Here is a 22,532-nt window from a genome sequence, read left to right on the forward strand (position 1 = left end):
ATTATGGCAATGCGTCTTGGTGATGATTCAGGTGATGATAATGAATTACATGATATCAATGTGACGCCTTTTATTGATGTCATGTTGGTTCTACTCATTATCTTTATGGTGGCAGCACCGTTAGCTACTGTTGATATAAAAGTAAATTTACCCGCTTCAAGTGCTAAACCACAGCCACGCCCTGAAAAGCCTGTTTATTTAACAATTAAGTCGGATAAACAGATTTTCATTGGTGAAGAGATGGTCACACATGAAACGATAGCGAATGTGTTAGATACCATGACACAAGCAAACAAAGAGACAACAATCTTTTTCCAAGCGGATAAAAAGGTTGATTATGAAACGTTAATGGCTGCAATGGATTCGCTAAGAAAAGCGGGTTATCTCAAAGTTGGGCTAGTGGGAATGGAAACCGTCTCTACAGGTGGTTAATATTTAGCAAATAAGCTATTTATCTAAGTATTTTTACGCTATTTTAAAAGCACTTTATTTGTCGTTGTGAAATGATGAATAAAGTGCTTTTTTATTGTATAGACGATATAGAGTTTATATTTTTACCATTTTTAATAGTTGTCGATGTTATTAATAAAATTGAGTTAGAATAAAATTTAGCTTTAGTATTAAATAATATTAATAATGGATAGATTAAGTTACAGAATAAATAATTAATTAAGTTTATTGAGTGATGACGAGCTGAATCAATTAATGCTAAGTAGATGTCATTGTTTGAACCCTTCTAACATTAATATTCATTAACTCTTCATTTTTTTTCATTTTTAGATTTGTTGATATCGACTTCTTAAAGTTAAATTTATCTATAACCTTGTGATTTATAATGTCTTTATTTGAATTTGATTTAAGTGTAAAAACACTTGCGCAAAAAATCTTATTGGATATAATGCACTCACGTTACAAATTGAAATATCCTGTAACGTGTTATAACGCCTAATTTATTTATTATCTAAGTTATCCACATTTGGATACTTATTTTTTATTGCACCAGGTAGACCGTTGTTTTCAGTCATTCCAATTTCTGGTAAGTAGATTTTATTTACTTATTCAAACCGCTACTTATTTTTGATAAGCAGTGAGTAAAATAAAACGTGAAAGGCAGAGAACTACACATAGCATTTTATTATTTTAATAAATTTAGAAGCCATAACATTTCGGTGTTATGGCTTTTTTATTTTGTCTGTTATATAGGCTGTTACTGTGGTTTCTAAGATGAGCGCTTCTGAGTGTGTTTGTTGTGTATCATTTGGATACTGATCCTTAATTTATCGCTCATTATCCACGAAATCTTGCTTGATAAAAAAACAAACAGTTAACAAAATATTTCTCAATCTTTTAGATTTATGATCACTTCTTTTATCTATTCTTACAAAAAAAAGAAATAGGCCCCATTAGGGGATTATTTATCGATAAATTGTCTTTTTTTTATCCATAAAAACAACAGGGATTTAACATTAAATTTTATTTGCGTTAATTTCGTTATAGATTCGATATGTTATAAAATAACTTAATGAAATGATTACCATTATGTACTAATTAGTAATTATTAATGATCTTATCCTTTTGATGTTATCTCATGCCAATATGTATTTAATTTTATAACGATTTTATACTAAGCGAATTTCTTATTCCAAAAATGAATATACTTATAACTATATGAAAAATGATAGGAAAAATAGGTTAATATTTGGCTATAAAATAAACATTATCATGATGATTAAAAATTAATAACAAAAGAAGAGTCGCTAAATTGGTAATGAAAATAAGCTAAAGTTAAATATATTAATGTAATCATTTCTTGTTTATGAAATGCAATTTTTAACATTATTTATGATGTAATGTAAAGGTTGATAATATGAAAAAAAGATTCATCATTATAATTAAAAAATATATTAGAACTTATTTTTAATAATTTTTATTAGAAATTAGAAATAATGAATTATTAATTTTGTATTATTTTAAATATATTGTCTTATAATTTGGTTGTTTTTTGTCTTTTTTATAATCTATTGATTAATAAAGATTTAAATTTTATTTCCCTCTGTGTTTTTAAGATAATGATAATTGTTTCTATTTTCTTTATCATTATTAAATAGTATTTTAATAAATTTAAAATGACGAAATATATAAAAATTAAGCATTAAACTTTATATTGCTGAAACGTTTTTACTCACATAAAGGGATAATTTATTTTTTAATGAATTATCGCTTGATAATGATCAAGTCATTATTGTGTCGGAGTGTTAAAAAGGCGGTGTTTTAAAATTATTCCAATTAAAAATCATCATATCAGGAGAGATATATGGCCTTGGGGAATAATGTTTTTTCCCATCATGGTATTAACCGACGCGATTTTATGAAATTGTGTGCTGCGCTGTCAGCTACCATGGGATTAAGCGGCAAAGCTGCCGCAGAAATGTCAGAAGCAATGGCATCACCTGAACGCCCACCTGTTATCTGGATTGGTGCTCAGGAATGTACTGGGTGTACAGAGTCTTTATTACGAGCAACTCACCCGACTCTGGAAAACCTCGTTCTTGATGTTATCGCACTCGAATATCACGAAGTGCTTTCTGCAGCTTTTGGTGATCAAGCTGAAGAAAATAAACACAATGCGATGGAGAAATACAAAGGTAAATACGTCCTCGTTGTTGACGGTTCAATCCCAGACAAAGACGGTGGTGTTTACTGTATGGTTGCAGGAAAACCAATTATTGAGCATATCAAAGAAGCTGCTGAAGGGGCTGCTGCGATTATTGCTATTGGTTCATGTTCTGCATGGGGTGGTGTACCTGCTACTGGGGGCAACCCAACAGGCGCTAAATCACTGGAAGCTATTTTACCGGGTAAAACCGTTATCAATATTCCAGGATGTCCACCAAACCCACATAACTTCTTAGCAACTGTTGCTCATATTATTACTTTCAACAAATTGCCTAAGTTAGATAGCAAAAACAGACCGCTTTTTGCTTATGAGCGTTTAATTCACGAAAACTGTGAACGTCGCCCTCATTTTGATGCGGGTCGTTTTGCTAAAGAATTTGGTGATGAAGGTCATCGTCAAGGCTGGTGTTTATACCATTTAGGTTGCAAAGGCCCTGAAACGTATGGTAACTGCCCAACATTAGAATTCTGTGATGTCGGTGGCGGGATCTGGCCTGTCGGTATCGGTCACCCTTGCTATGGTTGTAATGAAGAAGGTATCGGCTTTACTAAAGGTATTTTCCAATTAGCGAACGTTTATCAGCCAACACCAAAAGCACAAGTACCTGATGTTAATGCAAAAGAAGGTGGCGGTGTCTCTTATGGCGCGGCTGGTTTACTGGGTGCTGTCGTGGGTGCAGTTGCGGGTGTCAGTGTGATGGCTGTACGTCAATTAGGCCGTGACAAGAATGCCACAGGAGCCTCACAGGAGGATAAACGGTGAATAGGCGTCATTTCTTTAAGCTGGCATCAGGTGGGGTTCTCCTTGCGGGAATGGCTCCCACTGCGAGTCATGCTGCGGCGCAGAACCGTCCCCCAATTCCTGGGTCTCTCGGTATGCTCTACGACTCTACACTGTGTGTAGGCTGTCAAGCATGTGTCACAAAATGTCAGGAAATTAATCACCCGGAGCCAATGGAGCGTGGTGATACTTACGCTAATGGTGATCCGATTTGGTCAAACAATGACAAATTAAGTCCTTACACAAATAACATTATTCAAATTTGGCGTGATGGCACAGGTGAAAATAAAGACCAACTGGAAAACGGTTATGCCTTTATTAAGAAACAATGTATGCATTGTGTTGATGCAAACTGCGTTTCTGTTTGTCCTGTTTCTGCGTTAACCAAAGATCCAAAAACGGGTATTGTTCATTATCACGCGGATATCTGTACAGGTTGTCGTTACTGTATGGTGGGATGCCCTTACAACATTCCAAAATACGACTACGATGATCCATTTGGTAAGCTCTATAAATGTGAGCTTTGTAACCAAAAAGGTGTTGAGCGTTTAGATAAGGGGTTATTACCAGGCTGTGTTGAAGTTTGTCCTACTGGTGCAGTGATTTTCGGAACACGTGAAGAGTTGCTGGAAGAAGCAAAACGTCGTTTAGCGAAAAAAGCGGGTGAAGAATATCATTACCCACGTCAAACCATTAGTGGTGGCGATACTTATCTACACAAAATTCCTGAATATCAAGATCATATCTATGGTGAGTTTGAAGGTGGCGGTACGCAAGTCATGGTACTTTCTGCTGTTCCTTTTGACAATTTAGGAATGCCAGAAGTCGCACCATTATCAACGGGTGCACGTTCTGAACATATTCAACATACGCTTTATAAAGGCATGGTATTACCAATAGCAGCCCTTGCCGGGATCACCTATTTGGTTAACCGTAATAGTAAAAAACAAGAGCAGGAACACCACAAGGAGGATAACGATGTCGAGTCATGATCCTCGTCCACTTGGCGGTAAGTTATTTACTCTAGCAGTAAGAGTATTTTTACCGCTTGCTGTGCTCGGTTTTATTCTTATTGGTAAGCGTTTGGTATTTGGTCTGGGCGATGTCTCTGATCTGAATGGGGGATATCCTTGGGGTATCTGGATTGCTTTTGACTTATTGATAGGAACAGGCTTTGCATGTGGTGGTTGGGCACTTGCATGGGCTGTTTATGTCTTTAATAAAGGGGAATTTCACCCATTAGTACGCCCTGCATTGTTAGCGAGCTTGTTCGGCTATTCATTAGGTGGTTTATCCATCGCTATTGATATTGGTCGTTATTGGAACATGCCTCACTTCTTTATGCCACAATACTTTAACGTTAACTCAGTGTTGTTTGAAACGGCGACCTGTATGACCATCTACATTATGGTGATGGCATTAGAATTCTTACCTGCGTTATTCGAACGTTTAGGTTGGAAAGTGTCGTTGAAACGTCTTAATAAAGCGATGTTCTTTATCATTGGTCTTGGTGCTTTACTGCCAACAATGCACCAATCTTCAATGGGATCGTTAATGATTTCAGCAGGTTGGAAAGTACATCCACTGTGGCAATCTTATGAGATGTTACCGCTGTTTTCTCTGTTAACGGCTTTCCTCCTTGGTTTCACTATCGTTATTTTTGAAGGCTCTTTATTAAAAGCAAGCCGTACCATGAATGATGATGAAACACCGCTATTTACCAAATTAACTAAAGTGATCGAAGTGTTACTGATCGCATTCTTGGTATGTCGCTGGGGTGAAATCATTTGGAACGGTAAACTGAGTTATATCGGAAATGGAGATATGTTCTCGTGGTTATTCATTGCTGAAAGTGCATTATTAGTACTTCCTCTTGTTTTAATGCATTTAAATAATAACCGCCGTAGTCCAAAAATGCTGTTTGTTTGTGCTCTATTTATCTTAATTGGCGCAGCAATGTGGCGTATGAACTACTCTTTAGTTGCTTACAATCCAGGCAATGGTTACCACTATTTCCCAACAGCAAGTGAATTGCTGATTTCTATTGGTTTCGTTGCATTTGAAGTAACAGCTTACATTCTTATTATCCGTTTATTGCCGGTTTTACCTGCACAAACAGATTCAAATATACAATTAAAAAAGGCTGAGGTTAAATCATGAGCCAACGCATTACTATTGATCCTATTACCCGTATTGAAGGGCATTTACGCGTCGATTGTGAAATTGATAACGGAAAAGTTGTTAAGGCTTGGTCTTCCGGTACCATGTGGCGCGGAATGGAGGAGATCCTAAAAGGAAGCGATCCTCGTGATGCATGGATTATCGTGCAACGTATTTGTGGTGTTTGTACGACAGTTCACGCAATTGCCTCAGTACGTGCTGTTGAAGATGCCTTAGGTATGGATATTCCTGTCAATGCGCAGTATATCCGTAATATTATTTTGGCTTCTCATATTCTTCATGACCATATCGTTCACTTCTATCAGCTTTCTGCGATGGACTGGGTTGATATTACTTCAGCGTTACAAGCAGATCCTGAAAAAGCGTCAGCGATGCTGAAAGGTGTTTCTAAGTGGCAATTGAACTCTGCTGAAGAATTCAGGAAAGTTCAGAAGAAAATTCAAGGTCTGGTTGACAGTGGCCAGCTAGGTATTTTCGCTAATGGCTATTGGGGTCACTCAGCCATGAAATTACCACCAGAAGTTAACTTGATTGCTGTTGCTCACTACCTGCAAGCGCTTGAATGTCAACGTGATGCGAACCGTATTGTAGCGGTTCTTGGTGGTAAAACACCTCACATTCAAAACTTGGCAGTGGGTGGTGTTGCTAACCCAATTAACCTTGATGCACCAAGTGTTCTTAACTTAGAACGTTTAATGTATGTGAAGCACTTTATCGACAATCTTGGTGATTTTATTGAACAAGTTTATAAAGTCGATACCGCTATTTTTGCTGCTTATTATCCTGAGTGGCTAAAAATTGGTAAAGGTGCTAACTACTATTTATCTGTACCTGAATTACCAATCAACGGTAATAACACCGAGTTTTTACTGTCTGGTGGTTATATGGAAGGCGTTGATTTCTCAACGTATCGTCCAATTAAAAACTGGAAAGATGAAAACCTGAAAGAGGGTATTGAAGAAAGTGGTAAACACGCATGGTATGAAGATGATGAACCATTAAAACCATGGGAAGGTTTAACTCGTCCTAAATATACTGGTTGGGATGAAAACAATAAATACTCATGGGTTAAATCACCAACATTCTATGGTAAACCTGTCGAAGTGGGAACATTAGCATGGTTAGTATGTGGTTTAGCTGGTAAGCATGAAGGTACTGTTAAACACTATAACGAAGTTAATGAAATCTATACTAAGTTAACAGGTGAAACACTGGTTAACGAGCAGCTAGAATCAACTTGGGGACGTATTATTGGACGTACTGTTCATGCTTGCGTATTACAAGATTCTCTAAACTTCTTATGGCAATCATTGGTTGATAATATTGGTCGTGGTGATACGACTTCCTTTATTAAACCAGAGTTTGAACCAGGCAAAGAGTATCGTGGTGTTGGTTTTGAAGAAGCCTCTCGCGGTATGTTATCTCACTGGATCGTGTTTAAAGACGGTAAAATCACTAACTATCAGGCAGTGGTTCCATCAACATGGAATGCGGGTCCTCGTAACTTTAATGATGAACCGGGTCCTTATGAGTTATCACTTGTTGGTACTCCTGTTGCTGATCCGAAAAAACCATTAGAAGTGGTAAGAACGATCCACTCCTTTGACCCATGTATGGCATGTGCTGTGCATATGGTTGATTTAACAGGAAAAGAACTCAGTAAGGTGAAGGTATTATAATGCGAACTCTTGTCTTAGGTATTGGTAATTTATTACTAAGCGATGAAGGCATTGGTGTTCGTATAGTAGAAGCGCTCGAAGAGCGCTTCTCTTTACCAGAGAACGTCGATGTTATTGATGGTGGCACATCAGGTATGGAAATCTTGCAAGATATCGCAGCAAGGGATCTCCTGATTGTTGCCGATGCGGTAAGAAGTAATCATGAACCAGGCAGTATTTTTGTGTTACATGATGATGATGTTCCCGCACTTTTTACACAGAAGATCTCACCTCATCAGCTAGGTTTATCTGATGTATTAATGGCACTGCGTATGACAGATGAATTTCCACGTAAACTGATTTTAGTGGGAATTGAGCCTGCATCATTAGAGCCAAGCATGTCGCTGTCTGACATTGGTAAGAAATCAATGGAAGTTGCACTAGAACATGTAGTGAATATTTTGCGTGAATATGGCATTTCTGTCACACCTAAAGAGGTAACAGCATGAGTGAATTAAGCTGGGATATCATAGGATATGATGAACCGCCTGTTGATCAACTTGAAGCGCGTTTTAGTGAAATCGCTGACAAAGAGATGAAAGGACTTCCTTTTTATCGTGAAGGTGTTCCTGTAAAAGCGGGAGGTTTTACCTTATTTGAAAATCAGTGGATTGGTGCTGTTCTTACTCCTTGGATGTTAGAACTGGTTGTTCTCCCTGGGCCTTCACAAGAATGGCCACACCGAAAAGTCGGTGATCGCATTGGGTTGGAATTACCATGTGGTCAGATTAAATTCGTTGTGGGTGAGCTTGCTGAGGGAATGCAGTACCTTGCTTGTTCATTAATGTCGCCACTTGATAGACATTTAGCAGCGGAACATGCTGTTGAGTTGGTTGAAAATAGTGTAAAAATGGCTCTTTCTCTTCCTGTTCAAACACAATCCGTAGCAGAAGTTGATTTAAGTCGTCGTTCTCTCTTCCGTGGTCAGTTAAGATCATAGGGTAGATATTTTCGCGACACAGAGTCACATTCTTCTTATTGAATAGTACAGGAGTCAGAATATGTGTAGCACTTGCGGTTGTGGTGAAGGCAATGTCAGAATTGAAGGTGTAGAACCTCATTCACATGAGCACCACCATCATCACTCTCATGACCATGATCATCACGACCACGGTCATCATCATGATCACGGCCATCATGGGCATGATCACCATCATGAACACAATGCTACTCCAGCGAATACTGTTCATAAATATATTGATAAGTCTGAACAAAAGCATAAGCATAACTACGAAACACATGGTCAGCCTATCATCGTTCATCACCACTATTATCATAACAGTGGTGATGTTCATCTTCACTTTCATAACGATGCACAGCTAAACGAAACCCCTGTTTTCCATGAACACCATCATGGCAATGACGATCATCATGCACATGATCATTCACACAGTCATGATCATGCTCACGACCATACCCACGATCATAACCATGAGCATTCACATCACCATTCTCACAGCCACGATCACGAGCCTGAAGAGCAATTTAGCCCTGTGATTGAAAATCAGAATATGCATTATGGCCAAGGTGAAGCAGGCACACATGCTCCCGGTATTAGCCAAAAGCGTATGCTGAAAATTGAAATGGATGTGTTGGATAAAAATAACCGCATTGCTGTTCATAACCGTGAACATTTTGAACAACAAAATGTACTGGCATTGAATTTAGTTTCAAGTCCCGGTTCTGGTAAAACGACACTATTAACACAAACCTTAAAGCTATTAGCGCAACGCGTGCCTTGCGCTGTGATCGAAGGCGATCAGCAAACCACGAATGATGCGGATCGGATCCGTGAAACAGGTGTGCCTGCTATCCAAGTGAATACAGGTAAAGGTTGTCACCTTGATGCACAAATGGTGCATGATGCGACACACCAACTAGGCTTACAAGATAACAGCGTTCTCTTCATTGAAAACGTGGGCAACTTAGTTTGTCCTGCCAGTTTTGATCTGGGTGAAAAACATAAAGTTGCTATTCTTTCTGTCACTGAAGGTGAAGATAAGCCTCTGAAATATCCGCATATGTTTGCTGCGGCTGATTTAATGATTATCAACAAAATTGATTTAGTGCCACATTTGAATATTGATGTTCAAGCCTGTATTGAATCAGCTCGCCGTGTTAATCCAAATATCGAAATCATTGCGTTGTCAGCAACAACGGGTGAAGGTATGAAAGAGTGGTTAACTTGGTTGGAGAGTCGTCTATGTGCTTAGGTGTTCCAGCTAAAATAGTTGAGGTGGGCGAAGACGTTCACCAACTCGCTTATGCCGAAGTCAGTGGCGTTAAACGTGCTGTTAATATTTCGATGGTATGTGAAGGCGAACCTAGTGAATTATTAGGTAAATGGGTACTGATTCATGTGGGATTTGCCATGAGTATTCTTGATGAACAAGAAGCACAAGATACCCTTGATGCATTACAGCATGTTTATGGTGTGACCCTTGAAGAGGCTGATGATGCAGTACGTTGATGAATTTCGTGACCCCGAACTTGCGAAAGCCTTACTGGCCCAAATTCGTGAAACTATTTCACAATGGCCCCATCCGATTAAACGTCCATTACAAATTATGGAAGTGTGTGGTGGTCATACACATGCCATTTTTAAATTTGGTCTAGACCGCTTATTGCCAGAAGAAATTGAATTTGTTCATGGGCCGGGTTGTCCTGTTTGTGTATTGCCGATGGGACGAATTGATGCATGTTTAGAAATAGCCGCCCGTCCTGATGTGATTTTCTGTACTTTTGGTGATGCAATGCGAGTACCGGGACGTAATGGCTCAATGCTTGATGCGCGCCGTCGTGGCTGTGATATTCGTATTGTCTATTCACCGCTCGATTCACTCAAAATTGCACAAGATAACCCAGATAAACAAGTTGTTTTCTTTGGTTTAGGTTTTGAAACGACGATGCCAAGTACTGCCATGACGCTACAACAAGCGAAATTGCGCGGACTCAAAAACTTCTCTCTGTTTTGTCAGCATATTACTATCGTGCCGACTTTACGTTGTCTACTAGAGCAAGATGATGTTCGCATTGATGGCTTTATTGCACCAGGGCATGTCAGTATGGTGATTGGCTGTACGCCATATCAACCGCTATGTGATGAATTTGAAAAGCCTTTTGTGGTGACAGGATTTGAACCATTAGATTTATTACAAGCTATACTGATGGTCATTAAACAACTTAAAGCAAAAGCAGAAAATACAGATTATGTTTTAAGTATTGAAAACCAATATAGTCGCATTGTACCGAATGAAGGTAATAAGTTGGCTCAAAAAGCACTTAGTGAAGTGTTTATGTTAAAAGAAACCAGTGAATGGCGTGGACTGGGTGAAATTCCAATGTCAGGTATTCAATTAACACCTGCTTATTCTGAGTTTGATGCTGAATTACGTTTTACTCCTGCACCGCAGAAAGTGGCAGATAATCCGCAATCTCGCTGTGGCGATGTATTAACAGGACGATGCAAACCTTCCGATTGCCCACTCTTTGGTAAAAGTTGTACACCAGAAACGGCGTTGGGTGCCTTGATGGTATCATCAGAAGGTGCATGTGCGGCTTATTATCAGTATCGCCGTGAAGGTAATATATGAAACAACCTGATGAAATCACCTTAGCCCAAGGAAATGGTGGGCAAGGTATGCAACAACTTATCGAAGGACTGTTTTTAAAAGCGTTCGATAACCCATTATTAAATGAAAAAGAAGATCAAGCACGGATCGCGTTAAATGAGTTAACTACTCTTGGCGATCGTCTTGCATTTAGTACAGACAGCTACGTTATTGATCCGATTATTTTCCCTGGTGGAAATATTGGTAAATTATCTGTTTGTGGTACGGCTAACGATCTTTCTGTTGGTGGTGCGGTTCCTCGTTATCTTTCATGCGGTTTTATTCTTGAAGAAGGGCTTCCATTTGAAACTCTAGAAACCCTTGTTATGGCGATGGCGAAAGCAGCAACGCAAGCTGGAATACAAATTGTTACCGGAGATACAAAAGTGGTTCCTCGTGGTGCTGCGGATAAGATCTTTATCAATACTGCGGGTATTGGGGTTATACCAACCACCATTAATTGGGCTGCAAGTAATATCAAAGCTGGCGATAAGATCTTAGTGAGCGGTACTATTGGTGATCACGGAGCAACAATCCTGAATCTTCGTGAAAACTTAGGACTGGAAGCCGATCTACAAAGTGACTGTGCTATTCTTGAACCAATGATTGCGCCACTACGTCAAATTAAAGGTATTCGTGCATTACGTGATGCAACACGAGGCGGAGTGACTGCAATTTTACATGAATTTGCTCAAGCCAGTGGTTGTGGCATGAATGTGCATGAAAATAAATTACCAATGAAACAATCTGTTCGTGGTGTTTGTGAACTATTAGGGCTTGAAGCGCTAAATTTTGCTAACGAAGGAAAAATTGTTTTAGTGGTGTCTCCAGATGCTGAAGCCCAAGTACTTGAAGCATTACATCAACATACTTTAGGTAAAGACGCTTGTACTATCGGTGAAGTTACCGAGGATAATTATATTCGATTAACGGGGATTTTCGGGACTAGCCGTATTCTTGACTTACCTTATAACGAACCATTACCTCGTATTTGCTAATTACTTCTTTCCCACTTATAGATTGAATGATCAGACGATTTATAAGTGGGATAAGTCTCCTATCTGTTACAAAAAATTTGTTATAACGCAAATTTCTCTCATTTATCTGAATACTGACTCTTTGATAAAAAAATTATCGGAGTAACATGTGCAACCAATCCTACTGCGTGGAGAGGGTCTCTCGTAGAGGTAAGCTCTAGGAAAAAACATGTCTTGGTCAGAATTTAAATCTCAGTACCTGATCCGTTTTTGGAAGCCTCTTCCAGCAGTGATCGCGGCGGGTATCTTATCCACTTACTATTTTGGTTTAACCGGCACTTTTTGGGCTGTCACTGGTGAGTTTACTCGCTGGGGTGGTCACGTTATGCAATGGTTTGGCGCTCATCCTGAAGAATGGGGTTACTTTAAAATCATCGGGCTTGAAGGTACGCCATTAACGCGTATTGATGGCGTTATGATTATCGGGATGTTTGGGGGTTGTATTATGGCTGCTCTTTGGGCTAACAACGTCAAACTTCGTCATCCTCAACATAAAATTCGTATTCTTCAAGCAGTTCTAGGTGGGATCATCGCCGGTTTTGGTGCTCGTCTAGCAATGGGCTGTAATCTTGCCGCCTTCTTTACGGGGATCCCTCAGTTCTCTTTACATGCTTGGTTTTTTGCGGTTGCAACGGCAGTCGGTTCTTACTTTGGCGCCAAGTTATCATTGATGCCTCTGTTCCGTATCCCAGTAAAACTACAAAAAGTAAGCCAAGCTTCACCAATTACTCAAGATAAACAACGTGCGAAACGTCGCTTTAGATTGGGAATGGTTATCTTTTTTGCCATGATTGCGTGGTCTTTAATTATTCTCTTTGATTCACCAAAATTGGGTTTCGCTATGCTAGGCGGTATTGGTTTTGGTATTTTAATTGAACGTGCGCAAATCTGTTTTACTTCTGCTTTCCGTGACTTATGGATAACTGGCAGAACCCATATGGCAAAAGCGATTATTATCGGTATGGCAGTTAGTGCCATTGGGATCTTCAGTTATGTGCAATTAGGTGCCGCACCGAAAATTATGTGGGCGGGCCCGAATGCCGTCATTGGTGGCTTGCTTTTCGGTTTCGGCATTGTTCTTGCTGGTGGGTGTGAAACGGGATGGATGTATCGTGCTGTTGAAGGTCAAATTCACTTTTGGTGGGTTGGATTAGGTAACGTAATCGGTTCAACATTACTGGCTTATTATTGGGATGATTTTGCCTCTGTGATCGCAACGGATTATGACAAGATTAATTTACTTGATACCTTTGGTCCTGTGGGAGGATTGGGGGTGACGTATCTGATGCTCGGTCTGTCATTTGCACTATTACTTTTGTGGGAAAAACACTTTTTCCGTAAAAAAGCCCAACAAGAAAAAGCAAATTCAACACAGTTCAATAAGGAAATCGCATGAGCCAGAAAGACACTATTATTCCTGATTATCGTCTAGATATGGTTGGTGAACCTTGTCCTTACCCTGCGGTGGCAACGCTTGAAGCTATGCCATCACTGAAAAAAGGCGAAATATTAGAAGTAGTGAGTGATTGTCCTCAATCAATCAATAATATTCCACTTGATGCGAAAAACTACGGTTATACCGTGTTAGATATTCAACAAGATGGTCCAACTATTCGTTATTTAATTCAAAAATAAATTATATTTTTATTAGATAAAAAAACAGCCTATACATCGTGTGAATGATAGGCTGTTTTCTTGAGAAGAGGTTATTATTCGGCTTCGCCACCTAGCACGTCAATTACTCGTTCAATCAGTGCACTTAATTCACCTGTCATTAAAACAAAATCAGCATCAAAACGTTGGGCAAAATCGGCTTTATCAATATCATCATTTTGCTCACGTAAAGTTTCACTGAATTTAATACGTTTGATAGAACCGTCATCACAAAGCATAAACTGAAGGCGATCCTCCCAGTCGACAGAAAGCTTGGTGACAAATTTACCAGCTTCAATATGTGTCGCAATTTCGTCAGAAACTAATTCCTGTTTCTTACAACGAATAACGCCACCTTCATCTAGCACCGCTTTTAGTTCTGCTTCATCCATTAAGGTAAAACCTGATGGGAGTTCTCCAGAGCGTACCCACTCAGTCATTTTTAATTCAACAGATTCATTAAAGTTCAGTGGCACTACGGGTAATGAACCTAGTGTTTTACGTAACAAAGCTAAATTGTCTTCGGCTCGTTTTGCACTGCCTGAATCAACAATAACGAGTTGTTTTTCTAAATCTAGCCAAATAAATGTTTGTGAGAATTTACTAAATGCACGAGGTAGTAGGGTATGTATCACTTCATCTTTTAAGGTGGCTTTCTCTGTTTTTTTCAGTTTACGGCCTTGTTCACCTTCAAGTTTTTCAACTTTGTCTTGCAGGGCTTGTTTTATGACTGTCGCAGGTAAGATTTTGTCTTCTTTTCGTGCACACATCATGACTTGTTTGCCTGCAACATGGATAAGCGCTTCACCACGATCGCCCATTGGTGAAATCCAACCTGTTCGAGTCATATCTTGGCTACTGCAAGGTGTGAATGCCAATGAAGCAAGCTGTTGTTCTAACTCATCCATTGACAGTGCTATCTCTTTATTTAAGCGATAGACCAAAATATTTTTAAACCACAGCATTTGACATTCCCCTTAATCATTATTTACCGCATTATGATACTGAATGTTGAGGGTATCTAAAAGGTAATATCCCTTAAAAGAAAATATCCATAATGTTATTTAATAAAAAAAGAAAAAAGCTGAAACGAATAATCAGTAAAATTACTCTATGATAATGAGTTTTATTCTTATTTAAATTGAACTAACTAAGAATATTAATGATGAAATAACGTAATTTTTAGCATAAATTTTCATGTGATGTTAATCACATAATTTTATCTTTACACTGTTTTTTATTTACAATATGAAATCACTTTCAGATTTATCTCTGCATTAATTTACAAAACAAAAATCTTCTTGACGGACTGATGTGATAATTGTCACAAAAATGAGAAAATATAAAGAGTGATTTTTCATAAATAACATAGTGACTTAGATCACGAATCTGAACATTTATTTTTTAAATATTGTCAAAATAGCACGATTGGTCTTTTTATGTTAACTTGAGTTATAGTTTAACATTTGTAATGTTTTTCAGTGTTTCTTTGCCACTTTTACGTATTGATTAGATATTGTGATTGAATGGTATTCTTGTGCTCCTCTTTTTAATATTTATAGTTAATTATTCTTTTTTTGAGTGGGTGTTACTCGTTACCACAAGTTAAATTGTATTTAAATGTGATTTTGCTTTTATTTAAATAAGAAATAAATATAAAGATAAAAAATTATTAATTAAGAAGAACAATATTTAAATCTTTAGTGTTATTTATTTAGTGGTTAAAATTAATACTTCCTTTTAAATATATTAAATAAGGAGATAAATTTTTTATTAGCAAAAAAAAGTGTCTTATAAAGAAATGAAATATAAAAGAAAAATCAAAAAGTGCTATTTTTAAAAAGTTGATTAAGTTCAAAAAACACGTATCTTTACCTTTAATTGTGATAGCTATCACTTAGGTATGTAACTATGAAAATACACATTGGTGTAATTGTGGGCCACATCACGAAAGCTGGGCTTTTTTTTGAGTAACATGCCATCGAAAACTCAACAACCTATTTCTTTTCCTGACAGAAATAAAAGCAATGCCCTTATTTAAATATAATGAGGATATTATTTTTGTGTCTTATTGGTGATTACGTCTGTGTCAAGGAAATTAAAACCTTTAAGAAAATTTTGTAGAGTCATAATTAGTAGCTATAAAAATTATCAATTGTGAGAGCGATTTTCTTTTTCGAAATTCGTGGCAGAGATCTTTTGTCTGAATCTCAGGTCAACTATATACGGCGGTATTATTTTTGGCCTTAAAGAAAATCATAAAACTATAGAAAATAGATGGGTATTTTAATCATGAAAAGCTTGAAGCCTCTAGCAGCACTGGTTGGGTTGTTGGTTCTTTCTGGATCGGCAAACGCAGTAAACGTGTATAACGATAAAGGTACACGTTTTGATGTAAATGGTCAGTTTCGTTTAAAAACACAAGTGACCAGCCAAAATCATGAAATGAAAATGAATGATGATGGTAGCCGTATTGGTTTCTTCGGTTCACACGAACTGACTAACGATATCAAAGTGTTTGGTAAATTAGAGTGGGGTTCAGATACTCAAAAAACTAACAGTGATAACCCTAAATCAAACTTTGAAATGTACAACCGTGTGGGTTATGTCGGCTTCTCTCACCGTGATTATGGTCAAATCCAATTTGGTCGTACTTATATCCCAATCGACTGGGTTAAAAAATCAAGCTACGGCTACGGTAACACCGGTGTATTTTACTTTAGCGATGTATTAGGCCGTGCTGTAGGTTATAGCAATGGTTATGCAGATGGTAAAGGTGTTGGTAAAAACAACTTTATGACTCGTTTACCACAAACTATCTTTATTGAAACTAACCGTTATGAAGGCTTTAAATTAGCAGGTACTGTAACAGGTAAAACGGGTGATGATAATACACGCACTACAGGTGACATCACTCGCGCTTATTCATTAGTAGGTTTCTATAAATCAACTTTCGGTTTAGAGTTTGATGCGGGTTACTCTGCGGCTAAAGGTGAAGCAACTCATAGCAGTAAGAGCACCGTTCAAGGGAAAACGCCTGAAAATAGTATTTTAGCATTTGGTGCGGAATACTTCTTCCCAGGCCGTGAGTTCTCTATCGGTTTAGACTATGGTCAATCTCGTGGTAAAAATTCAGGTTTAACTTTAGCAAGTAATGCAGTTTCAAAAGATTATAAATGGAACTCTGTTAAAGGCGATTGGAAAGCTGACCTGTATGGTGTTGGTGTAAAATGGCATTGGGATCGTATCGAAAGTGGTATGTATGCGGGTTACTACCTGCGTGATGGCGATGCCAACACATTCAACTACAAAAAAGAAACCTATACTGTGGGTGTAGATAAACGTTTTGCTGTATCTAAATACAACAACTTACGTCTATTTGCTGAAATGGCATACGATGATGCACGTAGTGACAACGAAGCATATAAAGACACTAAACAATATATCTTCGAAACCGGTATGCGTCTGTACTTCTAGTCTTAGTAAAGGCATTACCGTTTGATAGAAGTAACCAAAGGAGAGCCATTTTGCTCTCCTGTTAACCAATATATAAGGGGTGTGTAATGGTTAAGAATGTGTTGAAGATTTCAACATTAGCAATGTTTGTCGCATTCAACGTGAATGCTGCGACAGTCGATCTTCGTATTATGGAGACGTCTGATGTTCACAGTAACTTAATCGACTTTGATTACTTCAAAGACAAACCAACAGAACAGTTTGGTTATGTTCGTACTGCTAATTTAATTAAAGCAGCAAAAGCTGAAGCAACCAATGCGATTTTAGTTGATAACGGCGACTTGATCCAAGGGAGCCCGCTGGCTGACTATCAAGCAGCTAAAGGCTTAGAAAAAGGCGAATCTCATCCAGCTCACCAGCTGATGAACACCATGGGCTACACTGTAGGTAACTTTGGTAACCATGAATTTAACTATGGTTTAGATTACCTGAAAAAAGCCATTGCCGGTGCTAAATTCCCTTACATCAACGCCAACGTGATGGATGCGAAAACAGGCAAAAACTATTTCACACCTTATATCATTGTTGATACACCAGTAAAAGATCGTGATGGTAAAGAACACACTATCAAGATTGGTTATATCGGCTTCGTACCACCACAGATCTTAATCTGGGATAAAGCCAATCTGGATGGTAAGGTCGTTGTAAACGATATTACAGAAACAGCGAAAAAATTCGTTCCTCAAATGAAAAAAGAGGGTGCTGACCTGATTGTGGCTATTCCTCACTCTGGTTTTGCGTCAGAACCTTACAAAGCAATGGCTGAAAACTCCGTTTATTATTTAAGCGAAGTTGAAGGTATTAATGCCATCATGTTTGGTCACGCTCACGGTGTATTCCCAAGCAAAGAATTTGAAGGTATTAAAGGCGTAGATACAGAGAAAGGTACTGTAAATGGTATTCCTGCTGTTATGCCTGGCCAATGGGGTGATCACTTAGGTGTCGTTGATATGGTTATCAATAACGACAGCGGTAAATGGGTGATGACTGAAGCAACGGGTGAAGCGCGTCCTATCTTTGATAAAGCAAATAAAAAAGCATTAGTTGAACGTGATGCTGAATTAGCTCAAATCATCGAAAAAGCACACCAAGGTACCCGTGATTTTGTGGGTAAACACATTGGTAAAGCTTCTGCCAACATGTACAGCTTCTTAGCATTAGTACAAAGCGATCCAACTGTACAAATTGTTAATGATGCACAAGTTGATTACACCAAACACTTTATTCAAGGTGATCCGAACTTAGACGGTTTACCAGTATTAGGTGCAGCCGCGCCATTTAAAGCGGGTGGCCGTAAAAATGCACCAGCAGACTTTGTTGAAGTTGAAAAAGGTGATTTAACATTCCGTAACGCTGCAGATTTATACCTGTATCCAAACACATTAGTGGTTGTTAAAGCAACCGGTGCGGATGTTGTTGAGTGGTTAGAGTGTTCAGCAGGTATGTGGAACCAAGTTGATCCTAACTCAACTAAACCACAAGAACTGATCAACTGGGATGGTTTCCGTACTTATAACTTCGACACCATTAGTGGTGTGAACTATAAAGTTGACTTAACTCAACCCGCTAAATATGACGTGGATTGCCAAGTTGTTAATAAAGATGCGAATCGTATCAAAGAAGTAACTTTCGAAGGCAAACCAATCGATCCTAAAGCAACATTCCTGATCGCAACAAATAACTACCGTGGATACGGCGGTAAATTTGCAGGTACAGGTGAAGCTAATATTGCATTTGCATCTCCAGATGAAAACCGTGCAATTTTAGCGTCTTATATTGCAAAACAAACGAAAGAAAACGGTGAAGTGGTAACTAAAGCCGCGAACAACTGGTCATTCTTACCTATTAAGACTGATAAAGTATTAGATGTACGTTTTGAAACTTCTCCAAGTGAAAAAGCCGCTGCATTTATTAAAGATTTCGCTCAATATCCAATGACCTTTGTGGAAAATGATGAAATCGGTTTTGCAATTTACAAAATTGATTTAACTGAGAAGAAATAAGCTATTAAGCCTGCCCATTCAGGGCAGGTTTTCCTTACCTTTTTGAACCAAGAGAGTAAATTTATTGCTCTTTAAGGGGATTTTATGCGCTTTATGAAGCTATTACCTGCTGCTTTTGCTTTAGTGCTAGCAGGATGTGCAACGCAAGCACCTGAAATTACAGAACCATTAAAACCTCAAGCTAAATTAGTTGAAGGCGTATCTTGTATTGTACCTGATGCACCAACAGCACCTTACGACTACATCGCTTCTAATGATCGCTATGGTCAAAATAGCACGGCATCAACAGATTACTTTAAGTTAGCAATTAACTACTCACCGGCTTTTTGTGATTATAAAAGTAATAACATTAAACGTTTAAATAACGATAATGAAAAAGATCGTGCAAAACGTGAGTACGATAAATTTGAAATCCAGTGTTTCTCTGATAACAAATTTGGCTGGATTGTTCATGGGCTGTGGGCTGAAACCTGTGATGGTAAATCATGGGAAGAGTGCCGTGATTGGAAAGACATACGCAAGCATCCTCGTTTATGTAAAGGTGATTTACCGCCTTTAGAATACTCTACTATCAAACCTTATCTGTGTGATTCTCCGGGTATCGATCTACTACAAGGCGAATGGGAAAAACACGGTGTGTGTGCGTTTGATACACCAGATGCATTTTTTGGTAAACAAAAAGAGTTGTATGAAGCGTTAGTATTACCAGAAGGCCGTCCTTCAAACAGTGCATTGATTAAGTTCTTAAAAGAACACAATCCATCACTGAAGGATAAAGAAATTCAAATTAATCGAGATGAATTCTATATCTGTTATAGCAAAGATTTCGAAGTAATTGATTGTCCGAAACGTGAATTTTGATCTTAGGGATAAATTTTAAATGAATCATAAATATAAACTCGTTGCACTGGCGGTAAGCTCAGTCTTATTAGCTGGTTGTGCTAAGAATTACGACGAAGCTAATGTTGTGGATGTGCGTGTTATCGCAATGAATGACTTCCACGGTGCGCTAAAAGCGCCAGGTCCAAACAAACCTGGTGGCATCGAGCACATGGCTACGTTAATCAAAGAAATGAAAAAAGATAACCCGAACAATATCGTTGTTGCGGCGGGTGATATGGTTGGTGCAAGCCCTCTGTTATCTTCAATGTTCCATGATGAACCTTCAATCGAAGCATTATCATTAGCAGGCTTAGAAGCAACGTCTGTGGGTAATCACGAATTTGATAAAGGCATGGGCGAGTTACTGCGTAAACAAAACGGTGGTTGCCATCCAGTAACGGGTTGCCAAGGCCCAACTGAATTTAAAGGTGCTGATTTTCAATACTTATCAGCAAACGTAACTGTTAATGAAACAGGTAAAACGTTATTCCCTGAATATGTTATCAAAGAATTTAACGGCATCCCGGTTGCTTTTATCGGTGTGACTCTAGAAGGTACGGCGGCTATCGTAACCCCTAAAGGCACTGAAGGTTTAAGTTTCCATAACGAAGCCAAAACAATCAATGCATTAGTGCCACAGTTAAAAGCACAGGGTGTTCAAGCGATCGGTGTATTGATCCACGAAGGTGCAGCACAGCGCCGCGATGGTGGTCCTGTTAATATCAACGCATGTAATGGTATTACAGGTAAAGTATTAGGTGTTGTTGACCAATTAGATCCAGCGATTGACTTTGTTGTGACAGGTCACACTCACCAAGCTTATAACTGTACTATTAATGGTAAATCAGTGACATCTGCACAATCTAACGGTGCAATGTTAACACGTATCGACCTGAAATTAGATAAAACAACAAAAGACGTTGTTGATGTAGAAGCACGTAATATTTGGGTTGATAACCGCAAATATGAAAAAGATCCTGCAGTAACTAAACTGTTAGAAGCTTATGAAAAAATCGCTACCCCATTAGCTAATCGTATTATCGGTAAGTTAGAAGGTAATTTAACTAAGCAAACTAACGACGCAGGTGAGTCTGCTCTGGGTCAAGTGATTGCTGATGCGCATTTATATACGGCAAAACCAAAAGATATGGGTGGCGCACAAATCGCATTTATGAACAGCGGTGGTATTCGTGCTGATATGACCGGTGGTGACGTTTCTTATAACGCAATCTACACTGTACAGCCGTTCTCTAACGTACTGTTAACTCAGACGTTAACGGGTGAGCAAATCAAACGCCTGTTAGAGCAACAGTGGGATCGTTCGCGTCCACAAGTATTAGCCGTATCTGGTAACTTCCAATACACATGGGATAGCAAAGCATCGAATGGTAATCGTGTTATCGTTGAATCAATGAAAATTGACGGTAAACCAGTAGATATGAAAGCGAACTACCGTGTTGTGGCTAACGAATACTTAGCAACGGGTGGTAGTAACTTCTCAGTACTGAAAGAAGGTAAAGATCCAGTTTACAGCGTGCCAGATGTTGATGCAGTAGTGAAATACTTTGCAGAGCAGTCTCCAATTGCTCAACCAAAAGCGAATAACATCACACGCAAATAACGTATTTTCATACGCCTTGTGAAAATCGCACCTTTTATTTCGGTAAGAGGTGCGTAAATAAATAAAGAGAGCAAAGTGTTGAACACAAAGGGTCCATCCCTACCTTTGTATTCATTACGCACTTTGCTCTTTTTTTATGGATGTGTAATAAAAAAAAGCCCACAGAGGCTTGTGGGCAATGGAATGAAAGTAAAGAAAAGAGGGTATTACTTATTGCTAGGGTATTTTGTCAGATGTCTGTTCTAACACTTATTTGAAGATTTTAAAGCGTGCATCATCTTCCATATAATTCTTTTCACCAGCCTCTTGTTCAATTGAACCAAAGACCATTTGTGCTCTTAATTTCCATGTTTTTGGCAGATCCCAAGTTGCATGAACTTCGTCATCAATAATTGGGTTGTAGTGTTGTAATGAAGCACCTACGTTTTCTGCTGCTAATGCAGTCCAAACAGAAAGTTGCGCCATACCACTAGCTTGTTCTGACCATATAGGGAAGTTATCCGCATACAGTGGGAATTGCTCTTGAAGACCTTTTACGATATCAGTATCTTCGAAATACAAAATTGAACCTGCCCCTGCGGCGAAACTATTAATTTTTGCTTCAGTTGCACTAAATGCTTCTGCGGGTACTAATTTTTTCAGTGTATTTTTAACGATATTCCACAGTTTTTGGTGTTGTTCACCAAACAGAATAACAACACGAGATGTTTGTGAGTTAAATGCTGTTGGGCTCTCTTTGACGGCTTCTTTGATAATCGCAGTGACCCTGTCTTCGCTAATTGGAAGTTGATTACCTAAATGATAAATTGTTCTACGTTTTTTCATTAAATCAGTAAATGCGTTAGACATGGTT

General features: G+C 38.5%; 19 protein-coding genes. 17 read left to right on the forward strand and 2 right to left on the reverse strand.

The genetic code is table 11. From position 1 onward, the window contains the following. Positions 1–3: 3 nt before the first annotated feature. The 13 genes from exbD (at position 4) to yedF (ending at position 13,639) form a co-directional block, all read left to right on the forward strand. Entirely contained in the window at positions 4–432 is a 429-nt protein-coding gene (gene exbD, locus DK858_RS08990; protein ID WP_109397118.1) for a TonB system transport protein ExbD, read from the forward strand. A gap of 1,882 nt (positions 433–2,314) precedes the next feature. Then, a complete protein-coding gene (gene hybO, locus DK858_RS08995; RefSeq protein ID WP_109397119.1) occupies positions 2,315–3,439 on the forward strand; it encodes a hydrogenase 2 small subunit in 1,125 nt (374 codons plus the stop codon). After that, a complete protein-coding gene (gene hybA, locus DK858_RS09000; protein ID WP_036911746.1) occupies positions 3,436–4,449 on the forward strand; it encodes a hydrogenase 2 operon protein HybA in 1,014 nt (337 codons plus the stop codon). Before hybO ends, hybA begins: the two co-directional genes overlap by 4 nt. Then, positions 4,436–5,617: a Ni/Fe-hydrogenase cytochrome b subunit gene (gene hybB, locus DK858_RS09005; protein ID WP_109397120.1), complete on the forward strand. Its 1,182-nt coding sequence runs from the start codon at positions 4,436–4,438 to the stop codon at positions 5,615–5,617. Before hybA ends, hybB begins: the two co-directional genes overlap by 14 nt. After that, entirely contained in the window at positions 5,614–7,317 is a 1,704-nt protein-coding gene (gene hybC / locus DK858_RS09010; protein WP_109397121.1) for a hydrogenase 2 large subunit, read from the forward strand. The genes hybB and hybC overlap by 4 nt, the downstream gene beginning before the upstream one ends. Continuing rightward, entirely contained in the window at positions 7,317–7,805 is a 489-nt protein-coding gene (locus DK858_RS09015) for a HyaD/HybD family hydrogenase maturation endopeptidase (protein ID WP_109397122.1), read from the forward strand. The genes hybC and DK858_RS09015 overlap by 1 nt, the downstream gene beginning before the upstream one ends. Continuing rightward, entirely contained in the window at positions 7,802–8,296 is a 495-nt protein-coding gene (gene hybE, locus DK858_RS09020; RefSeq protein ID WP_109397123.1) for a hydrogenase-2 assembly chaperone, read from the forward strand. Before DK858_RS09015 ends, hybE begins: the two co-directional genes overlap by 4 nt. A 61-nt stretch (positions 8,297–8,357) precedes the next feature. Beyond that, complete coding sequence (hypB, locus tag DK858_RS09025) at positions 8,358–9,569, forward strand: hydrogenase nickel incorporation protein HypB (RefSeq protein WP_109397124.1); 1,212 nt, start codon at positions 8,358–8,360, stop codon at positions 9,567–9,569. Beyond that, positions 9,560–9,826, forward strand: a complete 267-nt coding sequence (gene hybG, locus DK858_RS09030; protein ID WP_006535180.1) for a hydrogenase maturation factor HybG — start codon at positions 9,560–9,562, stop codon at positions 9,824–9,826. The genes hypB and hybG overlap by 10 nt, the downstream gene beginning before the upstream one ends. After that, a complete protein-coding gene (gene hypD, locus DK858_RS09035; RefSeq protein ID WP_109397125.1) occupies positions 9,813–10,949 on the forward strand; it encodes a hydrogenase formation protein HypD in 1,137 nt (378 codons plus the stop codon). The genes hybG and hypD overlap by 14 nt, the downstream gene beginning before the upstream one ends. Then, entirely contained in the window at positions 10,946–11,965 is a 1,020-nt protein-coding gene (gene hypE, locus DK858_RS09040) for a hydrogenase expression/formation protein HypE (protein WP_109397126.1), read from the forward strand. The genes hypD and hypE overlap by 4 nt, the downstream gene beginning before the upstream one ends. Before the next feature lie 208 nt (positions 11,966–12,173). Beyond that, a complete protein-coding gene (yedE, locus tag DK858_RS09045) occupies positions 12,174–13,400 on the forward strand; it encodes a selenium metabolism membrane protein YedE/FdhT (protein WP_109397127.1) in 1,227 nt (408 codons plus the stop codon). Next, positions 13,397–13,639 (forward strand): sulfurtransferase-like selenium metabolism protein YedF, encoded by a 243-nt coding sequence (yedF, locus tag DK858_RS09050; protein ID WP_006535172.1) that lies wholly within the window; start codon positions 13,397–13,399, stop codon positions 13,637–13,639. The genes yedE and yedF overlap by 4 nt, the downstream gene beginning before the upstream one ends. A gap of 74 nt (positions 13,640–13,713) precedes the next feature. On the opposite strand, the gene rdgC is transcribed toward yedF, so the two are convergent. Next, positions 13,714–14,622: a recombination-associated protein RdgC gene (gene rdgC / locus DK858_RS09055; protein WP_109397128.1), complete on the reverse strand. Its 909-nt coding sequence runs from the start codon at positions 14,620–14,622 to the stop codon at positions 13,714–13,716. Between the two features lie 1,327 nt (positions 14,623–15,949). Between rdgC and DK858_RS09060 the strand changes: the two genes are divergently transcribed. From DK858_RS09060 to DK858_RS09075, 4 genes are all read left to right on the forward strand, one after another. Next, positions 15,950–17,134: a porin gene (locus tag DK858_RS09060; RefSeq protein ID WP_228407271.1), complete on the forward strand. Its 1,185-nt coding sequence runs from the start codon at positions 15,950–15,952 to the stop codon at positions 17,132–17,134. Positions 17,135–17,220: 86 nt separating this feature from the next. Continuing rightward, the gene (locus DK858_RS09065) at positions 17,221–19,176 is read left to right on the forward strand and encodes a bifunctional 2',3'-cyclic-nucleotide 2'-phosphodiesterase/3'-nucleotidase (RefSeq protein ID WP_109397130.1); all 1,956 of its coding nucleotides are present in this window, start codon (positions 17,221–17,223) and stop codon (positions 19,174–19,176) included. Between the two features lie 84 nt (positions 19,177–19,260). After that, positions 19,261–20,037, forward strand: coding sequence for a ribonuclease T2 family protein (locus DK858_RS09070; protein ID WP_109397131.1), 777 nt, complete (start codon positions 19,261–19,263; stop codon positions 20,035–20,037). 19 nt (positions 20,038–20,056) lie between these two features. Further along, positions 20,057–21,679: a bifunctional metallophosphatase/5'-nucleotidase gene (locus DK858_RS09075; protein ID WP_109397132.1), complete on the forward strand. Its 1,623-nt coding sequence runs from the start codon at positions 20,057–20,059 to the stop codon at positions 21,677–21,679. A gap of 249 nt (positions 21,680–21,928) precedes the next feature. On the opposite strand, the gene DK858_RS09080 is transcribed toward DK858_RS09075, so the two are convergent. Continuing rightward, positions 21,929–22,528: a nitroreductase family protein gene (locus DK858_RS09080; protein WP_109397133.1), complete on the reverse strand. Its 600-nt coding sequence runs from the start codon at positions 22,526–22,528 to the stop codon at positions 21,929–21,931. Positions 22,529–22,532: the final 4 nt, after the last annotated feature.

The organism is Proteus faecis (assembly GCF_003144395.1).
Lineage (GTDB): Bacteria > Pseudomonadota > Gammaproteobacteria > Enterobacterales > Enterobacteriaceae > Proteus > Proteus faecis.